Origin of the sequence: Rhizobium sp. NXC24, from assembly GCF_002944315.1 — a bacterium.
GTDB lineage: Bacteria > Pseudomonadota > Alphaproteobacteria > Rhizobiales > Rhizobiaceae > Rhizobium.
In genome coordinates this window covers 19797-40691 of sequence record NZ_CP024311.1, presented here as the reverse complement: position 1 = coordinate 40691, position 20895 = coordinate 19797, and the positions used below count along the sequence as shown (strand labels likewise).

General features: G+C 61.7%; 14 protein-coding genes. 7 read left to right on the top strand and 7 right to left on the bottom strand.

The annotated features are described in order from the left end of the window. Nucleotides 1-12: 12 nt before the first annotated feature. Nucleotides 13-642 (bottom strand): glutathione S-transferase family protein, encoded by a 630-nt coding sequence (locus tag NXC24_RS00180; protein WP_104821463.1) that lies wholly within the window; start codon nt 640-642, stop codon nt 13-15. 156 nt (nt 643-798) lie between these two features. Further along, a complete protein-coding gene (locus NXC24_RS00175) occupies nt 799-1287 on the bottom strand; it encodes a GNAT family N-acetyltransferase (RefSeq protein ID WP_104821462.1) in 489 nt (162 codons plus the stop codon). Nucleotides 1288-1591: 304 nt separating this feature from the next. Here NXC24_RS00175 and ahcY point away from each other — a divergent pair, with 304 nt between their 5' ends. The 7 genes from ahcY (at nt 1592) to trxA (ending at nt 15362) form a co-directional block, all read left to right on the top strand. Continuing rightward, the gene (gene ahcY, locus NXC24_RS00170; protein WP_104821461.1) at nt 1592-2992 is read left to right on the top strand and encodes an adenosylhomocysteinase; all 1401 of its coding nucleotides are present in this window, start codon (nt 1592-1594) and stop codon (nt 2990-2992) included. A 317-nt stretch (nt 2993-3309) separates the two neighbouring features. Beyond that, nucleotides 3310-5898 carry a PAS domain-containing sensor histidine kinase gene (locus tag NXC24_RS00165; RefSeq protein ID WP_104821460.1) on the top strand — a complete coding sequence of 863 codons (2589 nt, stop codon included), beginning with the start codon at nt 3310-3312 and terminating at the stop codon, nt 5896-5898. Continuing rightward, on the top strand, nt 5895-7406 hold the full coding sequence (gene tsaE / locus NXC24_RS00160) for a tRNA (adenosine(37)-N6)-threonylcarbamoyltransferase complex ATPase subunit type 1 TsaE (protein ID WP_104821459.1): 1512 nt from the start codon (nt 5895-5897) through the stop codon (nt 7404-7406). Before NXC24_RS00165 ends, tsaE begins: the two co-directional genes overlap by 4 nt. 77 nt (nt 7407-7483) lie before the next feature. Further along, a complete protein-coding gene (locus NXC24_RS00155) occupies nt 7484-8215 on the top strand; it encodes a nucleotidyltransferase family protein (protein WP_104821458.1) in 732 nt (243 codons plus the stop codon). A 3-nt stretch (nt 8216-8218) separates the two neighbouring features. Continuing rightward, nucleotides 8219-11407: a double-strand break repair protein AddB gene (addB, locus tag NXC24_RS00150; protein WP_104821457.1), complete on the top strand. Its 3189-nt coding sequence runs from the start codon at nt 8219-8221 to the stop codon at nt 11405-11407. Further along, nucleotides 11400-14966: a double-strand break repair helicase AddA gene (addA, locus tag NXC24_RS00145; RefSeq protein WP_104821456.1), complete on the top strand. Its 3567-nt coding sequence runs from the start codon at nt 11400-11402 to the stop codon at nt 14964-14966. Before addB ends, addA begins: the two co-directional genes overlap by 8 nt. A gap of 75 nt (nt 14967-15041) precedes the next feature. Beyond that, a complete protein-coding gene (gene trxA / locus NXC24_RS00140) occupies nt 15042-15362 on the top strand; it encodes a thioredoxin (protein ID WP_028753820.1) in 321 nt (106 codons plus the stop codon). Between the two features lie 251 nt (nt 15363-15613). Here the strand turns inward: trxA and NXC24_RS00135 are convergent, their stop codons facing one another. The 5 genes from NXC24_RS00135 to NXC24_RS00115 all read right to left on the bottom strand — a co-directional run bounded on the left by NXC24_RS00135 (nt 15614) and on the right by NXC24_RS00115 (nt 20857). After that, a complete protein-coding gene (locus tag NXC24_RS00135) occupies nt 15614-16942 on the bottom strand; it encodes a folylpolyglutamate synthase/dihydrofolate synthase family protein (protein ID WP_199773553.1) in 1329 nt (442 codons plus the stop codon). A gap of 57 nt (nt 16943-16999) precedes the next feature. Next, nucleotides 17000-17911, bottom strand: a complete 912-nt coding sequence (accD, locus tag NXC24_RS00130; protein WP_104821455.1) for an acetyl-CoA carboxylase, carboxyltransferase subunit beta — start codon at nt 17909-17911, stop codon at nt 17000-17002. A gap of 210 nt (nt 17912-18121) precedes the next feature. Continuing rightward, complete coding sequence (gene trpA / locus NXC24_RS00125) at nt 18122-18961, bottom strand: tryptophan synthase subunit alpha (RefSeq protein WP_104821454.1); 840 nt, start codon at nt 18959-18961, stop codon at nt 18122-18124. A 10-nt stretch (nt 18962-18971) separates the two neighbouring features. Beyond that, nucleotides 18972-20186 carry a tryptophan synthase subunit beta gene (gene trpB, locus NXC24_RS00120; RefSeq protein ID WP_104821453.1) on the bottom strand — a complete coding sequence of 405 codons (1215 nt, stop codon included), beginning with the start codon at nt 20184-20186 and terminating at the stop codon, nt 18972-18974. After that, a complete protein-coding gene (locus NXC24_RS00115) occupies nt 20183-20857 on the bottom strand; it encodes a phosphoribosylanthranilate isomerase (protein ID WP_104821452.1) in 675 nt (224 codons plus the stop codon). The genes trpB and NXC24_RS00115 overlap by 4 nt, the downstream gene beginning before the upstream one ends. Between the last annotated feature and the right edge of the window lie 38 nt (nt 20858-20895).

The window sequence follows — 20895 nt, the reverse complement described above, 5'->3', positions numbered from 1 at the left end:
GCTATGCATGCTTCAAGCGCCGGAATGCGGATCGATGCTGTAGGGATGCACGGGATAACCCGGACCAATGGCATCTTTGACACGGGCAGACCAGGCGGAGACCGCCGGGTAGTCGGTCAGCGGAAAGCCGCAATCCGCGGCGCGGTGGCTGTAGGCGTAGACCGCAATATCGGCGATCGAAAGATCGTTCCCGACAAGAAACGGAAGACCGGCGAGGCTGCGTTCCAAGGCCGAAAGAGCGCGGACCGCGGCTTCGTGCTTGCCCGAAACCAAGGCCTGATTGCGTTCCAACCGCCCAGTCAGCGTCCAGAAGCGCAGCGAGCCGATGACTGGCTCGATGTGGTATTGCTCGAAGAACAGCCATTGCATGACCTTGGCGCGCTGGTAGCGGTCCGTTGGCAGAAAGGGCGTGCCTTCGGCGAGATAGGTGAGGATCGCGTTTGATTCCGCGATCGCGTTTCCGTCCCCCAGTTCGAGAACGGGGATAGCGCCCACCGGATTGAGCTTCAGGAAGGCGTCGGTGCGGCTCTCGCCCTCGAAAATCGACACAAGATGGCTGGTATATGGGATTTCGAGGAGCCCGAGCAAAACCCTGGCTTTCCAGCCGTTCTGCGACGGCAAATAGTCATGAAGCGTGAGCATGGCGGTTCCTTCGCTGTGAAAAGGCCGAGTTTGCTCGCTACAGTCGTCTGTGCAATCCGATTCTTGCAAGCCGGACGCAGCCAATGATCGCCTAGTTTCTGTAGAGCGGCGATTTCGGCTGGAAAGCGGACTTTGCTGCCGTTGCATCCATTCTGCTTACCGCTTCGCCAGCATTGGCAAGATCAAGCCCCATCCAGTCTCTTGAGGTGGTCCAGACAGTTCGAACCCCAACTTCTTGTAGACGGCTATCGCCCGTCCATTGTCTGGATGCGGATCGGTCGCAATCACAGGTGCGCCCTCATCGAAAAGAGCCTGCATCCTCATTCCGATAAACGCTGAACCATGTCCAACGCCGACCATTTCGGGGTCTCCGATATATTGATCAATTCCCCGCGACCCTTTGGGAAGACCGGCAAAATGGTGATCTTCCCATCCGTGCACCGTGTAGTCCTGCAAGAACGCAAAGGGCCGTTCGTTAATTGAAATGATCCAGCGAGCCACCCGAGGATCAACCAGTTCTGCTTCACCATACGGCTCACCAGAACCCCACCATTCCAGGACATGCGGGCTCGACCGCCACGCCTTCAGTAAAGCGAGATCATCCAGGGTCGCTCTGCGAAACTCGTAAGGGTTGGTCGCGAACATTAGATCACTCTAGCAGATTGTGCGACGGTGAGTATGGGCCGAATCCAGACGTCCTCGCCTCAGCTATGAAAAATCGCTTGCCGCCGACACGCCGACTAGAGAAGCCCCGATAGTCTCATGACAGAGAAGCACCCTAAAAATCGACGGATATAAAGATATAAAGACTTCTTTATATCAACATTGATTTCCGGCCTGAAGCCTGCTACAGGGCATCATCCCACACGCTGTCAGCGTGCAATTCTTGTTGCATTCGGCCGAGGCGTTCGCCTGTGGTCCGTTCGCATCGTTCAGGCTGGAGACCTTCATGAGCACTGAAAAGGACTACATCGTCGCCGATATCGGCCTTGCCGACTTTGGCCGCAAGGAAATCTCGATCGCCGAAACCGAAATGCCGGGCCTTATGGCTTGCCGCGCCGAATTCGGCGAAGCGCAGCCGCTGAAGGGCGCGCGCATCACGGGTTCGCTGCACATGACGATCCAGACCGCAGTGCTGATCGAGACGCTTGTCGCTCTCGGCGCTGAAGTGCGCTGGGCATCCTGCAACATCTTTTCGACCCAGGACCATGCCGCTGCCGCGATCGCCGCTTCCGGCGTTCCGGTCTATGCCGTCAAGGGCGAAAGCCTTGAAGACTACTGGATCTACACCGACAAGATCTTCCAGTGGGCCGATGGCGGCTTCTCCAACATGATCCTCGACGATGGCGGCGACGCCACCATGTACATCCTGCTTGGCGCTCGCGCCGAAGCTGGCGAGGACGTCCTCTCCAATCCGCATTCCGAAGAAGAAGAAATCCTCTTCGCGCAGATCAAAAAGCGCCTCCAGGCATCGCCGGGTTGGTTCACCAAGCAGCGCGAAGCCATTAAGGGCGTCACCGAAGAAACCACCACGGGCGTCAACCGCCTGTATCAGCTCAGCCAGAAGGGCCTGCTGCCCTTCCCGGCGATCAACGTCAACGACAGCGTCACCAAGTCGAAGTTCGACAACAAGTACGGCTGCAAGGAATCGCTGGTTGACGGCATCCGCCGCGCCACCGACGTGATGATGGCCGGCAAGGTCGCCGTCGTCTGCGGCTATGGCGATGTCGGCAAGGGTTCTGCTGCTTCGCTTTCCGGCGCCGGCGCGCGCGTCAAGGTCACGGAAGTCGATCCGATCTGCGCCCTGCAGGCTGCCATGGACGGCTATGAAGTGGTTCAGCTCGAAGACGTCGTCTCGACCGCCGACATCTTCATCACCACCACCGGCAACAAGGACGTTATCCGCATCGACCATATGCGTGCGATGAAGGACATGGCGATCGTCGGCAACATCGGCCACTTCGACAACGAAATCCAGGTTGCCGCCCTGCGTAACCTGAAGTGGACGAACATCAAGCCGCAGGTCGACATGATCGAGTTCGCCAAGGGCAACCGCATCATCCTGCTGTCGGAAGGCCGCCTGCTGAACCTCGGCAACGCCACCGGCCATCCGTCCTTCGTCATGTCGGCTTCCTTCACCAACCAGACGCTGGCGCAGATCGAGCTCTTCACCAAGCCCGGCCAGTACAAGAACGAAGTCTACGTGCTGCCGAAGCACCTCGACGAAAAGGTTGCTCGCCTGCATCTCAGCAAGCTTGGCGTGAAATTGACGGAGCTTTCTGAAGAGCAGGCTTCGTATATCGGCGTCACTCCGAAGGGTCCGTTCAAGTCCGACCACTACAGATACTGATCTTACGATCGATATCCACAATATCTTGTGGCCCCGGCATTGACAAATGCCGGGGCTTATTTTTTGGCCCGCTCCCTTCCCGGCGATTCCCTTAGGCAGTATTGTTTTTAGACTTGATTCGTGACGAACCGGGCATGCCCGGAGCCATGAAAATGGGATGTCTTGTCGAGATGCGGCACAGTAGAGTCGGATGATTTTAGGTCGACACGACCTAAAATCTGAATCCGCTCTACAATCAAATAAGTAGAGCATGATGTCGTCCGAAAACCGCTTACACTTTTCGGCATCATGCTCTGAAGGACGGAGACAGACCGCTTATGTCTGAAGGGAAAGACAACCTGCCTGAGCCAGCGATACCCCCAGCGGCGATCGCGCGGCGGCGGCAGGGCGGCGCATATATGCTTTTACCGCGAGCAAAGCGGCGGACGAATGCAGGCCTTTTGGCCTCATTGGGTCGCTTGCTGCGTTTCAGCGTTTTCGGCGGCATCGTCAGCGGCCTGGCGGGTCCCGTTCTGGCGCAGACGAGCGCCGGCACGCCGGCGGTAGCCCGTCTCTTTACCTCCTCCGAAATGGCCGTCTTTTCCGTCATCATCGGCGTAATTTCCGCGGCACTTCTGTCGACGGTCTGGGTGGTCCGCCAGCGCGGCAATATGGAAAGCGAAAGCCGCGAGATCCGTACGGCGCTATCGGACGCGAACCAGCGCATTTCGCAGTATCAGGCGCTGATCGCCGACAAGAATCGCCGGATCGTCATCTGGGACGGGCAGAACGCACGGCCGGAGCTGCTTGGCCAGCTCCCCGTCGAGACCGGCGCGCCGCAGGACAACGAATTCCTCGCTTTCGGCCGCTGGCTGAAATCCTGGTCGGCCGGCGAGCTGGAAAAGGCGATCGACAAGCTGCGCAGCAGCGGCCAAAGCTTCGATATGGTGGTCGAGACGAACCGCGACGAGATATTGGAGGCGCAGGGCCGCATCTCCGGCGGCCGCGCCTTCGTCCGCTTCATCGCGCTCAACAATCTGCGCGCCGAACTGGCCGAGCTCAAGATCGAGCGCGACCGGCTCATGACTTCGATCTCCGCTTTCCAGAACCTGCTCGATGCCATCGACCTGCCGGTCTGGCGGCGCGATACCGAGGGCAAGCTGACCTGGGTCAACCAGGCCTATGGCGAAGCAGTCGAGGCGGTGTCGCCGGATGAAGCCATCCGCGAAGGCCGCGAATTCCTGACGACCGTCGCGCGCGAGCGCATCCGTGCATCCACCACGCCGGAATCGCCTTTCCACGACAAGATTTCCACCGTCGTACACGGCAATCGCACCTTCTTCGATGTCATCGACGTCAAATCATCTGATGGTTCGGCCGGCATCGCTATCGACGTTTCGGAAGCGGAAGCAGTCCGTGCCGAGCTGGCGCGCACGCTGAAGAGCCATGCCGAGACGCTCGATCATCTTGCGACACCGGTCGCGATTTTCGACGGTGACCGGCGGCTGCAATTCTACAATCAGGCCTTCGTCCAGCTTTGGGAGCTCGACATCGCCTTCCTCGAGAAGAAACCTGACAATAGCGAGCTGCTGGATCGGCTGCGCGGCGCCAAGAAGCTGCCGGAGCAACTGAACTGGAAGACCTGGAAAGACGGAGTCTTGTCCGTCTACCGCGCGCTCGACACCCAATCGGATCTCTGGCACCTGCCGAACGGTCAGACCCTGCGGGTTTTCGCCACCGCCCACCCGCAAGGCGGCGCCACATGGGTATTCGAGAATCTGACCGAGCAGGTCGATCTCGAAACCCGCTACAACACGCTGGTCAAGGTGCAGGGCGAGACGATCGACCATCTCTCCGAAGGCGTTGCCGTCTTTGGCCCCGATGGCCGCATCCGCCTCTCCAACCCGGCATTCCGCATCCTGTGGAACATCACCGAGGCACAGGCGAAGCCCGGCACGCATATCCAGGCTCTGGCCGAGGCCTGCGCGCCCTCCTACGACCGGCCGGACGGCTGGAAGCGGTTTGCCGAGCAGATCACCAGCTTCGACGACGAACGCCCGTCGTCGCAGGGCACGCTGGAGCTCTACTCCAACCTAGTCCTCGATTATGCCGTCATTCCGCTGCCGAATGCGCAGACCATGCTGACCTTCGTCAACAAGACCGACAGCGTGCGCGCCGAACGGGCGCTGACCGAAAAGAACGAGGCGCTGCTGAAGGCCGACGAGCTGAAGAACGATTTCGTCCAGCATGTTTCCTACGAGCTGCGCTCGCCGCTAACCAATATCATCGGCTTTACCGATCTTTTGAAGACGCCGGGCATCGGGTCGCTGAACGACCGGCAGGCAGAGTATATCGATCATATCTCCACCTCTTCCTCGGTGCTCTTGACGCTGGTCAACGACATTCTCGATCTTGCAACGGTCGATGCCGGCATCATGCGGCTGAACTATTCCGAGATCGGGCTCGACGACCTTCTGGACGAGGTGTCGATGCAGATCGCCGATCGGCTGCAGGAAAGCGGCGTCACGCTGGAAATCACCGTCCCCGCCCATCTCGGTTCCGTGGTTGCGGATCAACAACGGCTGAAGCAAATCCTGCTCAAGCTTCTGACCAATGCCGCCAATTTCGCGCCGGAAGGCTCGACGATCGAATTGAGATGCGCACGCGAAGGCACCGATTTCGTCTTCTCGGTCGCCGACAAAGGTCCGGGCATCCCTGAAGAGATCATGCGCACCGTGTTCAACCGCTTTGCTTCCAGCGGCAAGGGCGGCAAGCGCAGCGGCGCCGGTCTCGGTCTCTCCATCGTCGAAAGCTTCGTCAGCCTGCACGACGGCCAGGTCTCGATCGAAAGCCAGCCGGGCAAGGGAACCACGGTCACGTGTCGGATTCCCTCCGCCGAATTGCCGCACTCCGTCGCAGCAGAATGACAGCAGCGAACACAAGCATCTCCCTTTTCCTGGCAGACGACGCGGCAACCACTCGCCTGGGCGAAGATCTGGCGCTGGCGCTCAAGGCCGGCGACTGCCTGGCGCTGTCGGGCGATCTCGGCGCCGGCAAATCCTCGCTCGCCCGCGCCCTGCTGCGCGCCATGGCCGATGATTCGGAACTGGACGTACCAAGCCCTACCTTCACGCTCGTGCAGTCCTACGAGCTGCGCATCCCGGTTTCGCATTTCGATCTCTACCGTCTGGGCGACCCCAGTGAACTCGACGAACTCGGCTTCGACGAGGCGCTGCAGACCGGCATCTGCCTGGTGGAATGGCCGGAGATGGCCGAAGGCGAACTGCCGAAAGAGCGCATCGATCTCAAGCTCGAGCACGAAGGCGAAGGCCGCCGCGCGACCATTGTGGCATCGGCCAAGCAATTCGCCCGCATCCAGCGCGTTCTGGCGATCCGCGCTTTCCTCGACACCAATGGTTATGCCGGCGCTCGGCGGCGTTTCCTGACGGGCGATGCTTCGCTGCGCGCCTACGAATCCATCCATCCGCATGGCGGCGGTAAGCGTGTGATCCTGATGGACTGGCCGCGGCTGCCCGAAGGGCCGCCGGTGCTCGACGGAAAGCCCTACCCCAAAGTCGCGCATCTCGCCTGGGATGCCTATCCCTTCGTGGCGATCGCCAATGTCCTGCGCGAAAACGGCTTTGCCGCGCCGGAGATCTTCGCGGCCGACTATGATCAGGGCATTCTTTTGATCGAGGATCTCGGCACCGATGGCGTGCTCGACAAGGAAGGCAAGCCGATCGCCGATCGCTACCGGGCAAGCGTCGCCTGCCTGGCGCATCTGCACAGCCTTCATATCCCGCAGGACATCCCGGTCACGCCGGATCACGTCCATCATATTCCGGATTTCGACCGGACGGCCATGACGATGGAAGCGCGGTTGCTCATCGACTGGCATCTGCCCTGGAAACGCGGTGCGCCGGCGAGCGACGAGGAAAGGGCCGACTATCTGGCGATCTGGAACGGCCTGATCGATGAGCTGGACGATGCTGAAAAGAACCTGCTGCTGCGCGATTTCCATTCGCCGAATATCATCTGGCGGGTCAAGGAAAAGGGCATCCAGCGAATCGGCCTCATCGATTTCCAGGATGCGATGATCGGCCCGACGGCCTATGACCTTGCCTCCATCGTCCAGGACGCGCGTGTCACCATTGAGCGCGATCTGCATGATGAATTGATAGCGGATTATCTGTCGCTGCGGCATGCCCAAGGCGGTTTCGACGAAGCAAAGTTCCTGAAGAGCTGGGCGATCATGTCGGCGCAGCGCAATTGCAAGCTCGCCGGCCTCTGGGTGCGGCTGCTGCAGCGCGACGGCAAGCCCGGCTATATGAAGCATATGCCACGCACGCTCGCCTATCTCGCCATCGCTTTCGAACACGAAACGCTCGCTCCGTTGCGCGAATGGTGTGCACGAGCTGGAATAGGCGACGTCTAGCTGACCGAGACCGGGCGACGGTTTTCCTGCAATATGCTAAAGGAAGACAGCCGAGCGAATCACAAATTCGAGACGAGATGACCATCAAGCAAGCCATGGTATTGGCCGCGGGCCTCGGGACCCGCATGCGGCCAATTACCGATACCATCCCAAAACCGCTGGTAAAGATCGCCGGCAAGCCGATGATCGATTATACGCTGGATGCCCTGGCCGAAGCCGGTGTCGAGCGGGCCGTCGTGAACGTCCATCATCATGCCGATCAGATGGAGGCGCATCTTCGGAACTATCGCGGATTAGACATCCTGATCTCAGATGAACGCGATGCGCTGATGAACAATGGCGGCGGCATCGTCAAAGGCCTGACGCTGCTGAGCCGCGATTCTGTTTTCGTCATGAATGCCGACTTGTTCTGGATCGGCGAGAAACCCGGCCAACCAACAAACCTCGAGCGATTAGCCGGATTCTTCGACGAGCAGCGCATGGATATGGCGATGCTGTGCGTCGAGCTGGAAAGAACCACGGGTCACAACGGCAAGAACGATTTCAGCATGGCTGGGGACGGCCGGCTTACACGCTATCGCGACGCGCAATATAATGGCGTCGTCTATGCCGGCGCCTTCGTCATGAACCCCTCCCTTCTTGACGATGCGCCAAATGATGCCTTCAACATCAACATCTATTTCGACAAGGGAATCGCCAAGGGCCGGCTCTACGGCACGATGATGGACGGCCATTGGCTGACCGTCGGCACGCCGGAGGCGATCGGCGAGGCGGAGGAAACGATCCGGACTTTCCGGGCGTTTGCGTGACGGATGACGGGCGGGCACCGGCAACGCATCCTGACGATCCCGGCGGGCCTGCCTTTTCTCAAGACCCTTGCCAGCGCTCTCTGTGATGGCCGACTGACCGAGCACTTTCGCCACGATCCCGGCGATCCGCTATCGCTTGCCAAGGTTACCATCTTCCTGCCGACAAGGCGCGCGGCGCGCGTGCTGCGTTCGGAATTCGTCGATCTGCTTGGCGGCCGCTCCGCGATCCTGCCGGTGATCCGCCCGCTCGGCGAGACGGACGACGATAGCGGCTATTTCGAAGAGGCTCTGCCCGCGACCGCGGATCTGGCACAGCCGCTCGCCAATACCGCGCGGCTGTTGGAACTGGCACGGCTGATCCTTGCCTGGCGCAACAGGCTGCCGCAGATCGTCCGCGACATTCATTCGGATTCGCCGCTCGTCGCTCCGGCAAGCCCGGCAGACGCCATTTGGCTGGCGCGCAATCTCGCCGAACTCATCGATTCCATCGAGACCGAGGATCGCGACTGGGCCGAGCTTGCCAAGCTTAGCGCCGACGACCATGCGCTCTGGTGGCAATTGACGACCGAATTCCTGCAGATTGCCAGTGCTTTCTGGCCGGCGCGGCTGGAGGAACTCGGCAAATCCTCGCCCGCCAGACACCGCAACGCCATCCTGCGTGCCGAGGCGCAACGGTTTGCCACAATGCAGCATGCCGGGCCGATCATCATCGCCGGCTCCACCGGTTCGGTTCCGGCAACGGCGGAGCTGATTGCCGCCGTTGCCTCCCTGCCGCAGGGCGTCATTGTGCTTCCGGGGCTCGATCTTTCGATGCCGGAGGAGGAATGGCGGCTTGTGGCGCCGGAGACGGGCGCTGGCGCTAGGGTCGATCCGACGACACGCAGCCATTCACAATATGGCCTGTCGCTGCTGTTGAAGCGGCTGCGCGTGGAGCGAAGCGATGTGGAAACCGTCGCCGAGGCGCCGGAGAGCATGCAGATTCGCGCTGAGGTCCTGTCGCGCGCCCTGGCGCCAGCGAAAGCGACCAGCGGCTGGGGGGCATGGCAAAAGACGCTGGCGCCGGACGCCATTGCGCGAGCCTTCGCCGATGTCGCGCTAATCGAGGCGACGAACGAACGCGAAGAGGCGACGGCAATCGCCATCGCCTTGCGGCTCGCGCTGGAGAAGCCGGGGCGCAACGGCGGCGAAAGCCAGGCGGCACTGATCACGCCGGATCGCAATCTGGCGCGGCGCGTGACGGCGGAGCTGGCCCGCTTCGGCATCACCGCCGACGATTCGGCCGGAACGCCGCTCGCCGCCACGCCGCAAGGGGCGCTGCTGCAATTGCTGCTCGAGGCGACGCTTCGCCCCGGCGACCCCGTTGCCATCGTCTCGCTCATCAAGCATCCCCTCGCCCGCTTCGGCTTTCGCACGGATGCCTTGCAGCTTGGCGTCGATGCGCTGGAAGTGCTCGCCTTGAGGGGCGGCATCGCCGATGTCGATATCGGCGCGCTGGAATCCCTGCTCGACCGGCAGCTCACCGAACAGGCAATGGACCGACATGCGCCGCACTGGCGCAAATCCCTGCCTCCGGAAGCCGTGGAACATGCGCGCGCGCTGGCCCGAAAGATCGCAGCGGCATGCGAGCCGCTGACCTCAGCGCTTACACCATCATCCGCCGGACTTCCCACCCTTTCCGAATGGGCCGATCGCACGGGCCGCGCCCTTGAAGCCGTTGCCGCCGATGAGCGCGGCAACTTGGCCGGACTCTGGTCCGGCGAGGCCGGCGATACGATGGCAAGCCTGCTGAAGGAGGTCATGGAAACCGAAGGCCAGCTCGAAGCGGATGGGCCGCAGTGGATCGATATCATGGCCGCGCTCTCCGCCGGGCAGGCAGTCAAGCCGCGGGCACTGAGCCATCCGCGGCTGTTCATCTTCGGTACGCTGGAAGCGCGCCTGCAGAGCGTCGATACGTTGATCCTCGGCGGGCTCAACGAAGGCTCCTGGCCGGGCCAGACCGCCAACAATCCCTTCATCTCCCGCACGATGAAGACCGCGATCGGCCTGGAACCGCCGGAGCGCCGCATCGGTCAGCTTGCCCACGATTTCGAAATGGCGAATGGGACGCGCGACCTGATCTATTCGCGCGCACTGCGACAGGGCTCGACCCCGACCGTGGCGTCGCGCTGGCTGCAGCGGCTGATGGCGCTGGGCGGCAAGACGTTTGCCGGGGAATTGAAAGCGCGCGGCGATCAATATCGCCATTGGGCTGGGATGATCGACGAAGGCGAAAACCAGGCGCCGGCGCTGAGGCCATCCCCGAAACCGCCAGCCGGGCTACAGCCGAAAAGCTATTCCTTCAGCGAGGTCGGCCGCCTCCGCCGCGATCCCTATGCGATCTACGCCCGACGCGTCCTGCGGCTCGACCCGATCGCTCCCTTCAACCGCGAGCCCGGCCCGGCCGAGCGCGGCACGCTCTATCACAAGATCATCGATCGCTTTATCCGTGAGGGTCATATCGCGGGAACGCCGAATGCATCGCTGGCTATGGATCGTATCGTGGCCGAGCTTTTCGACGCGGAGCAACTGCCGGTTCATATCGATAGCGTCTGGCGGCCACGTTTCCGCGAAGTGGCGCGCGCTTTTCTCGCCTGGGAAGCGGAGCGGCGGCCTGAGATCCGCTCGACGGCAACGGAAGTGCCTGCGGGCGTCGAGATCGAGCCGATCGGCATCCGCTTGACCGGCGTTGCCGACCGCATCGATTTCAAAGGCAACAGGGCGGCAGACATCATCGACTACAAGACCGGTTACAATCCCTCGCCGGCGCAGGCCCGCGCGCTGCTCGATCCGCAATTGGCTCTGGAGGCTTACGCACTCAAGGCCGGCGCTTTCCGCGATGTCGGCGCACTTGCTCCGGAGAACCTGCTTTATGTGCGTCTGAGGCCCGGCGATCGCTTCAAGGTCGATCAGGTCAACAACGAACTTTCCGGCCGCAGCGGCAAGACGGAAACAAAGTCGGCTATGGATTTGGCGGAGGAGTCGATGGACCAACTCGTCAAATTCGTTGCCCTGCTGCAGTCCGGCGAAAAGGGCTTCTCGTCACGGCTGATCCCCGCCCAACAATTCGAATATGGCGGCGACTACGATCACCTGGCCCGCGCCTCCGAATGGTCGACAGCGGAGACCGAACAGGAGGGAGGCGGCGATGAGTGAGCTTTCCGACGGCGAACTCAGCGCCCTGCCCGATAGCGACGATCCTGGCGTCTGGATCGGCTGGACGACTGTGCAGCAATCGATCGCCTCCGATCCGGAACGGTCCGCCTGGGTCTCGGCCAATGCCGGTTCCGGCAAGACGCATGTGCTGACCCAGCGCGTCATCCGCCTGTTGCTCGCCGGCGCGCGGCCGTCAGCCATTCTCTGCCTCACTTATACCAAGGCCGCGGCGTCGGAGATGTCGAACCGCGTCTTCGATCGCCTAGCTGCCTGGGCAACATTGCCGGACGAGGAGCTGAAGGCGCGAATCACCGAGATCGAAGGCGCGGAGCCGGGTCTCTTGAAGCTCGCCGAAGCTCGCCGCCTCTTTGCCAAGGCGCTGGAAACGCCGGGCGGGCTGAAGATCCAGACGATCCACGCCTTCTGCGAAGCGCTGCTGCATCAATTCCCGCTGGAAGCCAATGTCGCCGGCCATTTCTCGGTTCTCGACGATCGCGCCGCGGCGACCCTGCTGGATGATGCCCGTCGGTCCCTGTTGACGGCAACGCCGCATGATCCGAATGCCGAACTTGCCGAGGCCTTCGCCTATGTGCTCGATCTCGGCGACGAATCCGGCCTGGAGACATTGCTGGGCGAAATCGTCGCCAACCGCAATGCTATCAGGCGCTTCACTGCGGAAGCCGAACGGAACGGCGGCATTGAGGCTGCGCTGCTGACCCGGCTCGGTCTCTCTCCCGATGACACCGAAGCTGGGATAGCGGAGCAGTATTGGCCTCTGCCCGGCCTTTCAGGCTCGGCGCTGGAGCTCTATCTCACGCTTGCCGATCTCAAGGGTGGGGCAAAAGCGCAGGACATCGCCTATGGGCTGCGCCTTGCCAAACGCGAAGCGAACCCGATCGCCCGCGCGGAGATCCTCGAAAAGGTCATGCTGACCGCCAAGGGCGAGCCGAAGTCGGACAGCCAGTTTTTCGTCAAGGCGATGCTGGCCGATGCACCCGCGCTGGCCGACGCAGTCGCTGCCGCCCGCGCCCATGTCGTCGTTTGCCGCGACCGGCTGAAGCTGATGCGGATGTATCGCGCCACCCGGGCGGCGCTTACCCTCGCCGACCGGCTGAACCGCGACTATGAAGAACTGAAGAAGCGGCGCAGCCAGCTCGATTTCGAAGACCTGATCACCCGCACCGCCGATCTGCTGACCAAGAAGGACGTCGGCCCCTGGATCCACTACAAGCTCGACCAGGGCATAGACCATATCCTCGTCGACGAGGCGCAGGATACCAGCCCGATCCAATGGAGCGTCATCCAATCGCTGGCGGAGGATTTCTTCTCCGGGGAAAGCGCGCGCCCGACCCTCAGGACGATCTTCGCGGTCGGCGACGAAAAGCAGTCGATCTATTCCTTCCAGGGTGCGCGGCCCGAACGTTTCTCCGAGGAGAGCGACCGGACGCGGCGGCGCGTGGATAATAGCGGCCAGCAGTTTTCATCGATCCGCCTTCCGCTCTCCTTCCGTTCCACCGCCGACGTGCTGGCCGCCGTCGACCATGTCTTCACGGCGCCCGAGAATGCCCGTGGCCTCAGTGCCGCCGCCGAGCCCGTCGTGCACCGCTCCAGCCGCATCGGTCATCCCGGCGCCGTCGATCTCTGGGAGATGATTGCGCCCGAGCCGCTGGCGAAGGAGGAAGACTGGACGGCGCCCTTCGATTCGACGCCGGAAAGCGCGCCGGCGGCGATCCTGGCGCGGCGCATGGCGCAGACGATCGGCAACGTCATTGGCCGCGAGACGATCATCGACAAGGGAAAGGCGCGCTTCATCGAGGCCGGCGATATATTGGTGCTGGTGCGCAAGCGTGACAGCTTCGTCAACGCGCTGACTCGGGCCTTGAAGCGGCGCAACAACATTCCCGTTGCCGGCGCCGACCGCCTGGTGCTGACTAGCCACATCGCCATTCAAGACCTTTTGGCGCTTGGCCGTTTCCTGTTGCTGCCGGAAGACGATCTTTCGTTGGCAGCGCTGTTGAAGAGCCCCCTGTTCGATCTCGGTGAAGACGATGTGTTCGCCGTCGCGGCCTATCGCGGCGATGATGAAAGCGTCTGGAGCCATCTCCAAAAATTCGCCGATGACGGCAATGAGCGCTTCCGGCATGTCCTCGACCGGCTGAAAACCTTCCTGGCACTCTCCAAGAGCCTATCCGTGCATGACTTCTACGCTCGCGTTCTCGGCAGCTTCGGCGGCCGGCGGCAGTTCCTGGCGCGGCTCGGCACCGAAGTCAGCGACATCCTAGACGAGTTCCTGACCTTTACATTGGACCACGAAACTTCCGGCCTGCCGGGTCTGCAATCCTTCATCTCGACGCTGGAGCTGGAGGCGCCGACCGTGAAGCGGGAGCAGGACAAGGGCCGCAACGAGGTGCGGATCATGACGGTGCATGCCTCCAAGGGCCTGGAAGCGCCGATCGTCTTCCTCGTCGATGGCGGCGGCAAGGCCTTTACCCATACGCATTTGCCGAAGCTGCGCCTGATCGAGACCGGCAAAGGCGAAATCCCGCTGCCCGTCTGGGTGCCGGTCAGCGCACTTGCCAATTCGCTGACACAGGCCGATGCGACGAGGCTGCAGTCGCTGGCGGAGGAGGAATATCGCCGCCTGCTCTATGTCGGCATGACACGCGCCGCCGACCGGCTGATTGTCTGCGGCTATCGCGGCATTCGCGAAAACGTCGATACATGGCATGCTATGATTTCCAGGACGCTGCGCCAGGATGGCGAGCGCTGCACGCCTGTCAGCTTTTCCGGACCGGATGGCGAGTGGCAGGGTTTGAGCTGGCGCGTGACCCAGGTCGAGCGCAGTTTCGAGCACATGGAACAGGCGGAAGCGACCGTGGACCGAGGAGCGCTGCCGGTGGGATTAAGCCGGCCGCTGCCGCCGCAGCGAAACCTACCCCGGCCGCTCAGCCCTTCCGGTGCCGGCACCATCATCGACGATGAAGCCGACAATCTGCTTGTCGCCTCGCCGCTGTTCACCGAGAAGCCCAAATCGGATCGCTCGCTGGAAAAGGGCCGCTTCATCCACCGCATGCTGCAGACATTGCCGGAGATCGCGCCGGCAGATCGCGCCGATGCCGCGCGGCGCTACGCCGAGCGAGCCGCACGCTTCTGGCCTGAGGCCGAACGCGAAGCGCTGATCAACGCGGTGATGGCGCTGCTGTCGCACCCAGACCTGCAGGGTGTTTTCAGCGCCCATGCCCAGGCCGAAGTCTCGATCATGGGCACGCTGACGCTCGGCGATCAAAACTATGCCGTCTCCGGCCGCATCGACCGGCTGACCGTGCTCGACGATCGCGTGGTCATCCTCGATTACAAAACGAATCGCGTGCCGCCGCGTGGTGCCGAAGGGATTCCTTTCGCCCACCGGGCCCAGCTTGCCATCTATCGCGAGATCCTTTCGCCGCTCTATCCCGGCAAACGCATCGATTGCGTGCTTGTCTACACCGAGAACGCCTCGATCCACACGCTCTCCCAAGAAGCGCTCGCATTGGCGCTTGCGGAGCTCAAAACAAAGTGAAATACCAAATATTGAAATTTGGGCACCGCACCATCACATATCTAGCAACCCGCAAATCCTGGTAAGGAGCAGCCTATGGCTACCGTGAAAGTCGATACCTCCAACTTCGCTGCCGAAGTCCTGCAGTCCGCAGAGCCTGTCGTCGTTGATTTCTGGGCCGAATGGTGCGGTCCGTGCAAGATGATCGCGCCTGCTCTCGAAGAGCTCGCCGTACAGTTCGAAGGCAAGGTGAAGGTCGCCAAGCTCAACATCGATGAAAACCCGGAACTGGCTGCCCAGTTCGGCGTTCGCTCGATCCCGACGCTTGCCATGTTCAAGGCCGGCGAAGTTGCCGACATCAAGGTTGGCGCCGCTCCCAAGACCGCCCTGCAGAGCTGGATTTCCAGCGCTGCCTAATCGGTATCGACTGAGAGAATGAAAAAGCCCGCTTCGTGCGGGCTTTTTGTTGGTCGGAGAACACGGGCCATCCTCGCTCTTCGAGGCTTCGTACCATCAGGGCGAGGATGAAGCAGGCTCGTCGCCACGGCAACGCAGAGATGAATGATGAGCCCGTGGCGCGGCTGGGCGAAAAGGTCAGCCCTCATGCCGAGGAGGCCCGCAGGGCCGTCTCGAAGCACGAGAGCGGGTTGTTGATCAAGGCACCGGAATCACTTCGGCGGCGTGCCGTTATCGGCAAGGACATCACCGACGAGATATAGCGAGCCGCCGATCAGAATGCGCGGCGCCGGCAAATCGGGTACGGCCAGTTCCTTGATCGCATCCAGCGCTTGGCCGACGCTCGACATCGGTTCGGCCACCAGACCAGCATCGTAAGCCGCGCCGGCCAAAACCACGGGGTCGATCATCGAATCGCTGCCGCGGATCGGCACGCAATAGACCTTTTCCGCCAGGCCGGTGAATGCCTTGAAATAGCCGACAGGATCCTTGGTATTGATCATGCCGGTAATCAGGAACAACGGTCGCGGCTGGCGCTCCTCGAAATTGGCCATGGCTTCGGCAATGACCTCGCCGGCGCCGGGATTGTGGCCGCCGTCGACCCAGATTTCCGCGCCTTCGGGTGCGTGCACCAACAAATCGCCTTCCGTCAGACGCTGCAGGCGGCCCGCCCATTCGACCGAGGCCATCGCCTTTTCCATCATCGCTTCGGTGACGACAAAGCCCGCGGCCTTGACGGCACGGATGGCAGCGGCGGCGTTGGCATATTGATGCCGGCCCGGCAGGCGGGGCAGCGGCAGGTCGGCGAGACCGAACTCGTCCTGATAAACCAGCCGGCCATATTCCTCGTGAGCGGAAAAATCCTGGCCGAAAACCGCCGTCGGGCAACGCAGCCGCTCGGCAGTCGATATCAGCACGTCCAAGGCGGCATCATATTCCTGATGACCGATGACCACGGGACGGCCGGGTTTCATGATCCCCGCCTTTTCGGCCGCGATCAGCTCGACGCGGTCGCCGAGATAGGGCTGGTGGTCGAGCGAGATCGGCATGATCACGGAGGCGGCCGGATCGGAAATGACGTTGGTGGCGTCGAAACGGCCGCCGAGGCCGACTTCGATGATCGCGACATCGGCCGGCTGCTCGGAAAACAGCATGAAAGTCGCCGCGGTCAGGATTTCGAAGACCGTGATCTTCTCGCCGCCATTGGCGTCGGCAATCCGCCGGAGCACATCGGCGAAAACCGCATCGTCGACGAGCTTGCCGCGGCCGCCCTTGATGCCCAGGCGGTAGCGCTCGTGCCAATTGACGAGATGTGGCGAGGTATGGACATGCACGCTCAGGCCGCCGGCCTCGAGAAGCGCTCGGCAGAAGGCCGTCACCGAGCCCTTGCCGTTGGTGCCGGCGACATGGATCACCGGCGGCAACTTTTTATGCGGATTGCCGAGGATGTCGAGCAGCCGGGTGATTCTATCAAGCGATAGATCGAAGCCTTTGGGGTGCAGCCCCATCAGCTTGTCGATCTCCCGTGCCGCCTCGCTCATTGCGGATTGATCCATAGCCGTCATCCCGCACCTCCGCCTTTGGCCATCCGTTTTAGATCAGGCGCGCGCCACCATCGGCAACGCCGCGCCATTCAGGTCCTTCGCAGACACATCATTCGCCGGCTTCTTGGTCAGTATCTTCAGAAGCGTTGCCAGTGTGTCGGGGATGTCGTGACGCTTGACAACCATGTCGACCATGCCGTGCTCGAGCAGATATTCCGAGGTCTGGAAGCCTTCCGGCAGCTTTTCGCGGATCGTCTGTTCGATGACGCGCTTGCCGGCAAAGCAGATTTCCGCACCCGGCTCCGCAAGATGGACATCGCCGAGCATGGCGTAGGAGGCGGTGACGCCGCCGGTCGTCGGATTGGTCAACACGACGATATAGGGCTGGCCGGCTTCCTTCAGCATGTCGACGGCAACCGTCGTGCGCGGCAATTGCATGAGGGATAGAATGCCCTCCTGCATGCGCGCACCGCCCGATGCCGGGAACATTACCAGCGGGCACTTTTCGGCGATGGCGCGTTCGAACGCCTTGACGATCGCTTCGCCAGCGGCGATGCCGAGCGAACCGCCCATGAAATTGAATTCATGCACGACGGCAACGAGCTTCAGGCCACGAACCTTGCCGACGCCGACGAGAATCGTGTCTTCCTGCTCGGTCTTGACGCGGCTGTCCTTCAGGCGGTCGGTATATTTCTTCGAATCGCGGAACTTCAGCGGGTCCTGCGCGACCTTCGGCTGCGGCAGAGCTTCGTACTCACCATTGTCGAAGAGATCGGCAAGGCGGGCCTTGGCCGGCATCTTCATATGGAAACCGGAAGCGGGAATGACCCACTTGTTGTCTTCCAGATCCTTGTGGAAGACCATTTCGCCGGTCTCCGGGCACTTGATCCAGAGATTTTCCGGCACTTCGCGGCGGCCCAGCATGGAATTGATCCGCGGGCGGACGTAATTCGTGATCCAGTTCAATTCGAAAACTCCTGATCGACTGAATTAACCGATATCGTAGTCGACACAGAGCGGTTCAGCGTCTCACGGAATCGCTTTCCCGCTCTATCCCTCTGTTTTTACGCAATTCCGGACGGAAAACCGCTTCGCACTTTTCCTGGAATTGCTCTAATGCGCACAGGCCGTTTCTTCAACCGAATCCGATTGAAGCTTTCCGCCTATGTGGGAAAACTATTCGGCAGCAACAAGGCGCGCCGAACGCGTCCCCGTCGACAGACCGCGCACCAGCGTGGCAACGGCCTGGATGGTGTCTGATGTCGCCTTGCCGTCCTTGGTCAGGCTGGTGGCGATCTGGTTGACGATGGCCGTACCGACGACGACGCCATCGGCGGAAGCGCCGATCAGCTTGGCATGCTCGGCCGTCTTGACACCGAAGCCGACGCAAACCGGCAGGTCCGTATGCTGCTTGATGCGCTTGACGGCGCCGGAGACCAGCGACGGGTCCGGCAAAGCAGAGCCGGTGATGCCGTTCATCGAAACGTAGTAGACGAAGCCGGACGTATTGTTCAGCACGGTCGGCAGGCGCTTGTCATCGGTGGTCGGCGTCGCGAGACGGATGAAATTGATGCCCTTGCGGATCGCCGGGATGCAGAGCTCGTCATCCATTTCCGGCGGCAGATCGACGACGATGAGGCCGTCGATCCCAGCGGCAATCGCGTCGTCGAGGAACTTCTCGACACCGTAGATATAGATCGGATTGTAGTAGCCCATCATCACGATCGGCGTATCGGCATCCGTCTTGCGGAAATCGGCAGCGAGCTGCAGCGTCTTCTTCAGCGTCTGGCCGGCCTTCAGGGCGCGCTGGCCGGCAAGCTGGATCGCCGGGCCATCGGCCATGGGATCGGAAAAGGGCATGCCGAGTTCGATGACGTCGGCGCCGGCTTCCGGCAGCGCCTTCATGATGCCGAGCGAGGTCTCATAGTCGGGATCACCACCCATGAAATAGGTGACGAGTGCCGGGCGGCCTTCAGCCTTCAAAGCGGCGAAGCGTTTGTCCATACGTGCGGTCATGGCGTCTAACTCACATTCCCAGAATCTTGCCGACGGTGAAGATGTCCTTGTCGCCGCGGCCGGAGAGGTTCATCAGGATGATCTCGTCCTTGCCCATCTTCGGCGCGCGCTTGATGACTTCGGCAAGCGCATGGCTCGGCTCGAGTGCCGGAATGATGCCCTCGAGGCGCGTCAGCGTCTGGAAGGCTTCCAGCGCCTCATGGTCCATGATCGGCACGTATTCGACGCGGCCGATATCATTCAGCCAGGAATGTTCCGGGCCGATGCCGGGATAGTCGAGGCCGGCCGATATCGAATGTCCTTCCTTGATCTGGCCGTCGCCATCCTGCAGCAGGTAGGTGCGGTTGCCATGCAGCACGCCGGGCGAGCCAGCGGTGATCGAGGCGCAATGCTCGTCGCCCTGCAGACCCTTGCCGCCGGCTTCGACGCCGACGATCTTGACGTCCTCGTCATCGAGGAAGGGATGGAAGATGCCGATGGCGTTCGAACCGCCGCCGACGGCAGCGATGACGAGATCCGGCAAGCGGCCTTCAGCCTCAAGCATCTGCTGCTTGGCTTCCGTGCCGATGACCGACTGGAAGTCGCGGACCATTTCCGGATAGGGATGCGGGCCGGCGGCCGTGCCGATCAGGTAATAGGTGTCGTCGACATTGGTGACCCAGTCGCGAAGGGCCTCGTTCATGGCGTCCTTCAGCGTGCCGCTACCGGCGGTGACCGGAATCACCTCGGCGCCGAGCAGCTTCATGCGGAAAACGTTCGGCGCCTGGCGCTCGACGTCGGTTGCGCCCATGTAGACGACGCAGGGAAATCCGAAGCGGGCGGCCACCGTTGCGGAGGCGACGCCATGCTGGCCGGCGCCGGTTTCGGCGATGATGCGGGTCTTGCCCATGCGCTTGGCGAGCAGGATCTGGCCGATACAATTGTTGATCTTATGCGAGCCGGTGTGGTTCAGCTCTTCGCGCTTGAAATAGATCTTGGCGCCGCCAAGCTCGGCCGTCAGGCGCTCAGCGAAGTAGAGCGGGCTCGGGCGGCCGATATAATGGGCGCCGAGCGACTTCAGCTCTGCCTGGAAGGCCGGATCGTTCTTCGCCTTGTTCCATTCCTCCTGCAGATCCAGGATCAGTGGCATGAGCGTTTCGGCTACGAAACGGCCGCCATAAATGCCGAAACGGCCGTCCTCATCGGGGCCGGCACGGAAGGAATTGGGTTTGGGCGTCTGGTTCACTCTCTACTCCCTGCTGCCGGTTCCGGCAGACATGCTTCTGTAAAAGCGTCGAAAAACTGGTCGATCTTCCCGAGATCCTTCACGCCCGGCGCACTTTCGAGGGCGGAGGAAAGATCGATACCCGTGGCCTTGGTGGATGCCAGCGCCTCAGCGACATTGTCCTTGTTCACACCGCCAGACAGCATGTAATCCACCCGATCGTCGAGCCAGCTCATCAGGCTCCAATCGAAGGACACGCCGTTTCCGCCCGGCAGCTCCGAACCGGCCGGCGGCTTAGCATCGAACAGGAACCGGTCGGCAATGCCGATATAGGATTCCACCCGCTTCAGATCGCCGGCATCGCGCACCGCCATGGCCTTCATGACGGGGACATTATAGACCGCTTTGATCGTCAGCACACGCTCCGGGCTTTCACTGCCATGGAGCTGCAGCATATCCGGCTTCACCAGCGACATGATCTCGTCGAGATCGTCATTCGTGGGATTGACCGTGACGGCAACGATCTTCGCCTTGCCGCGCGCGCGTTCCGCCAGTTGTCCGGCCAGATCGGGCTCGATATAGCGCGGGCTCTTTTCGAAGAAAATAAAACCGATATGGGTAGCCCCGCGCTCCAGAGCGCGGTCCACCGCTTCCGGCGTCTTCAGGCCACAAATTTTGACATCGGGGTTCATGGCAGCGAAGTGACATGAAATTGCAAAAGAGTCGAGCC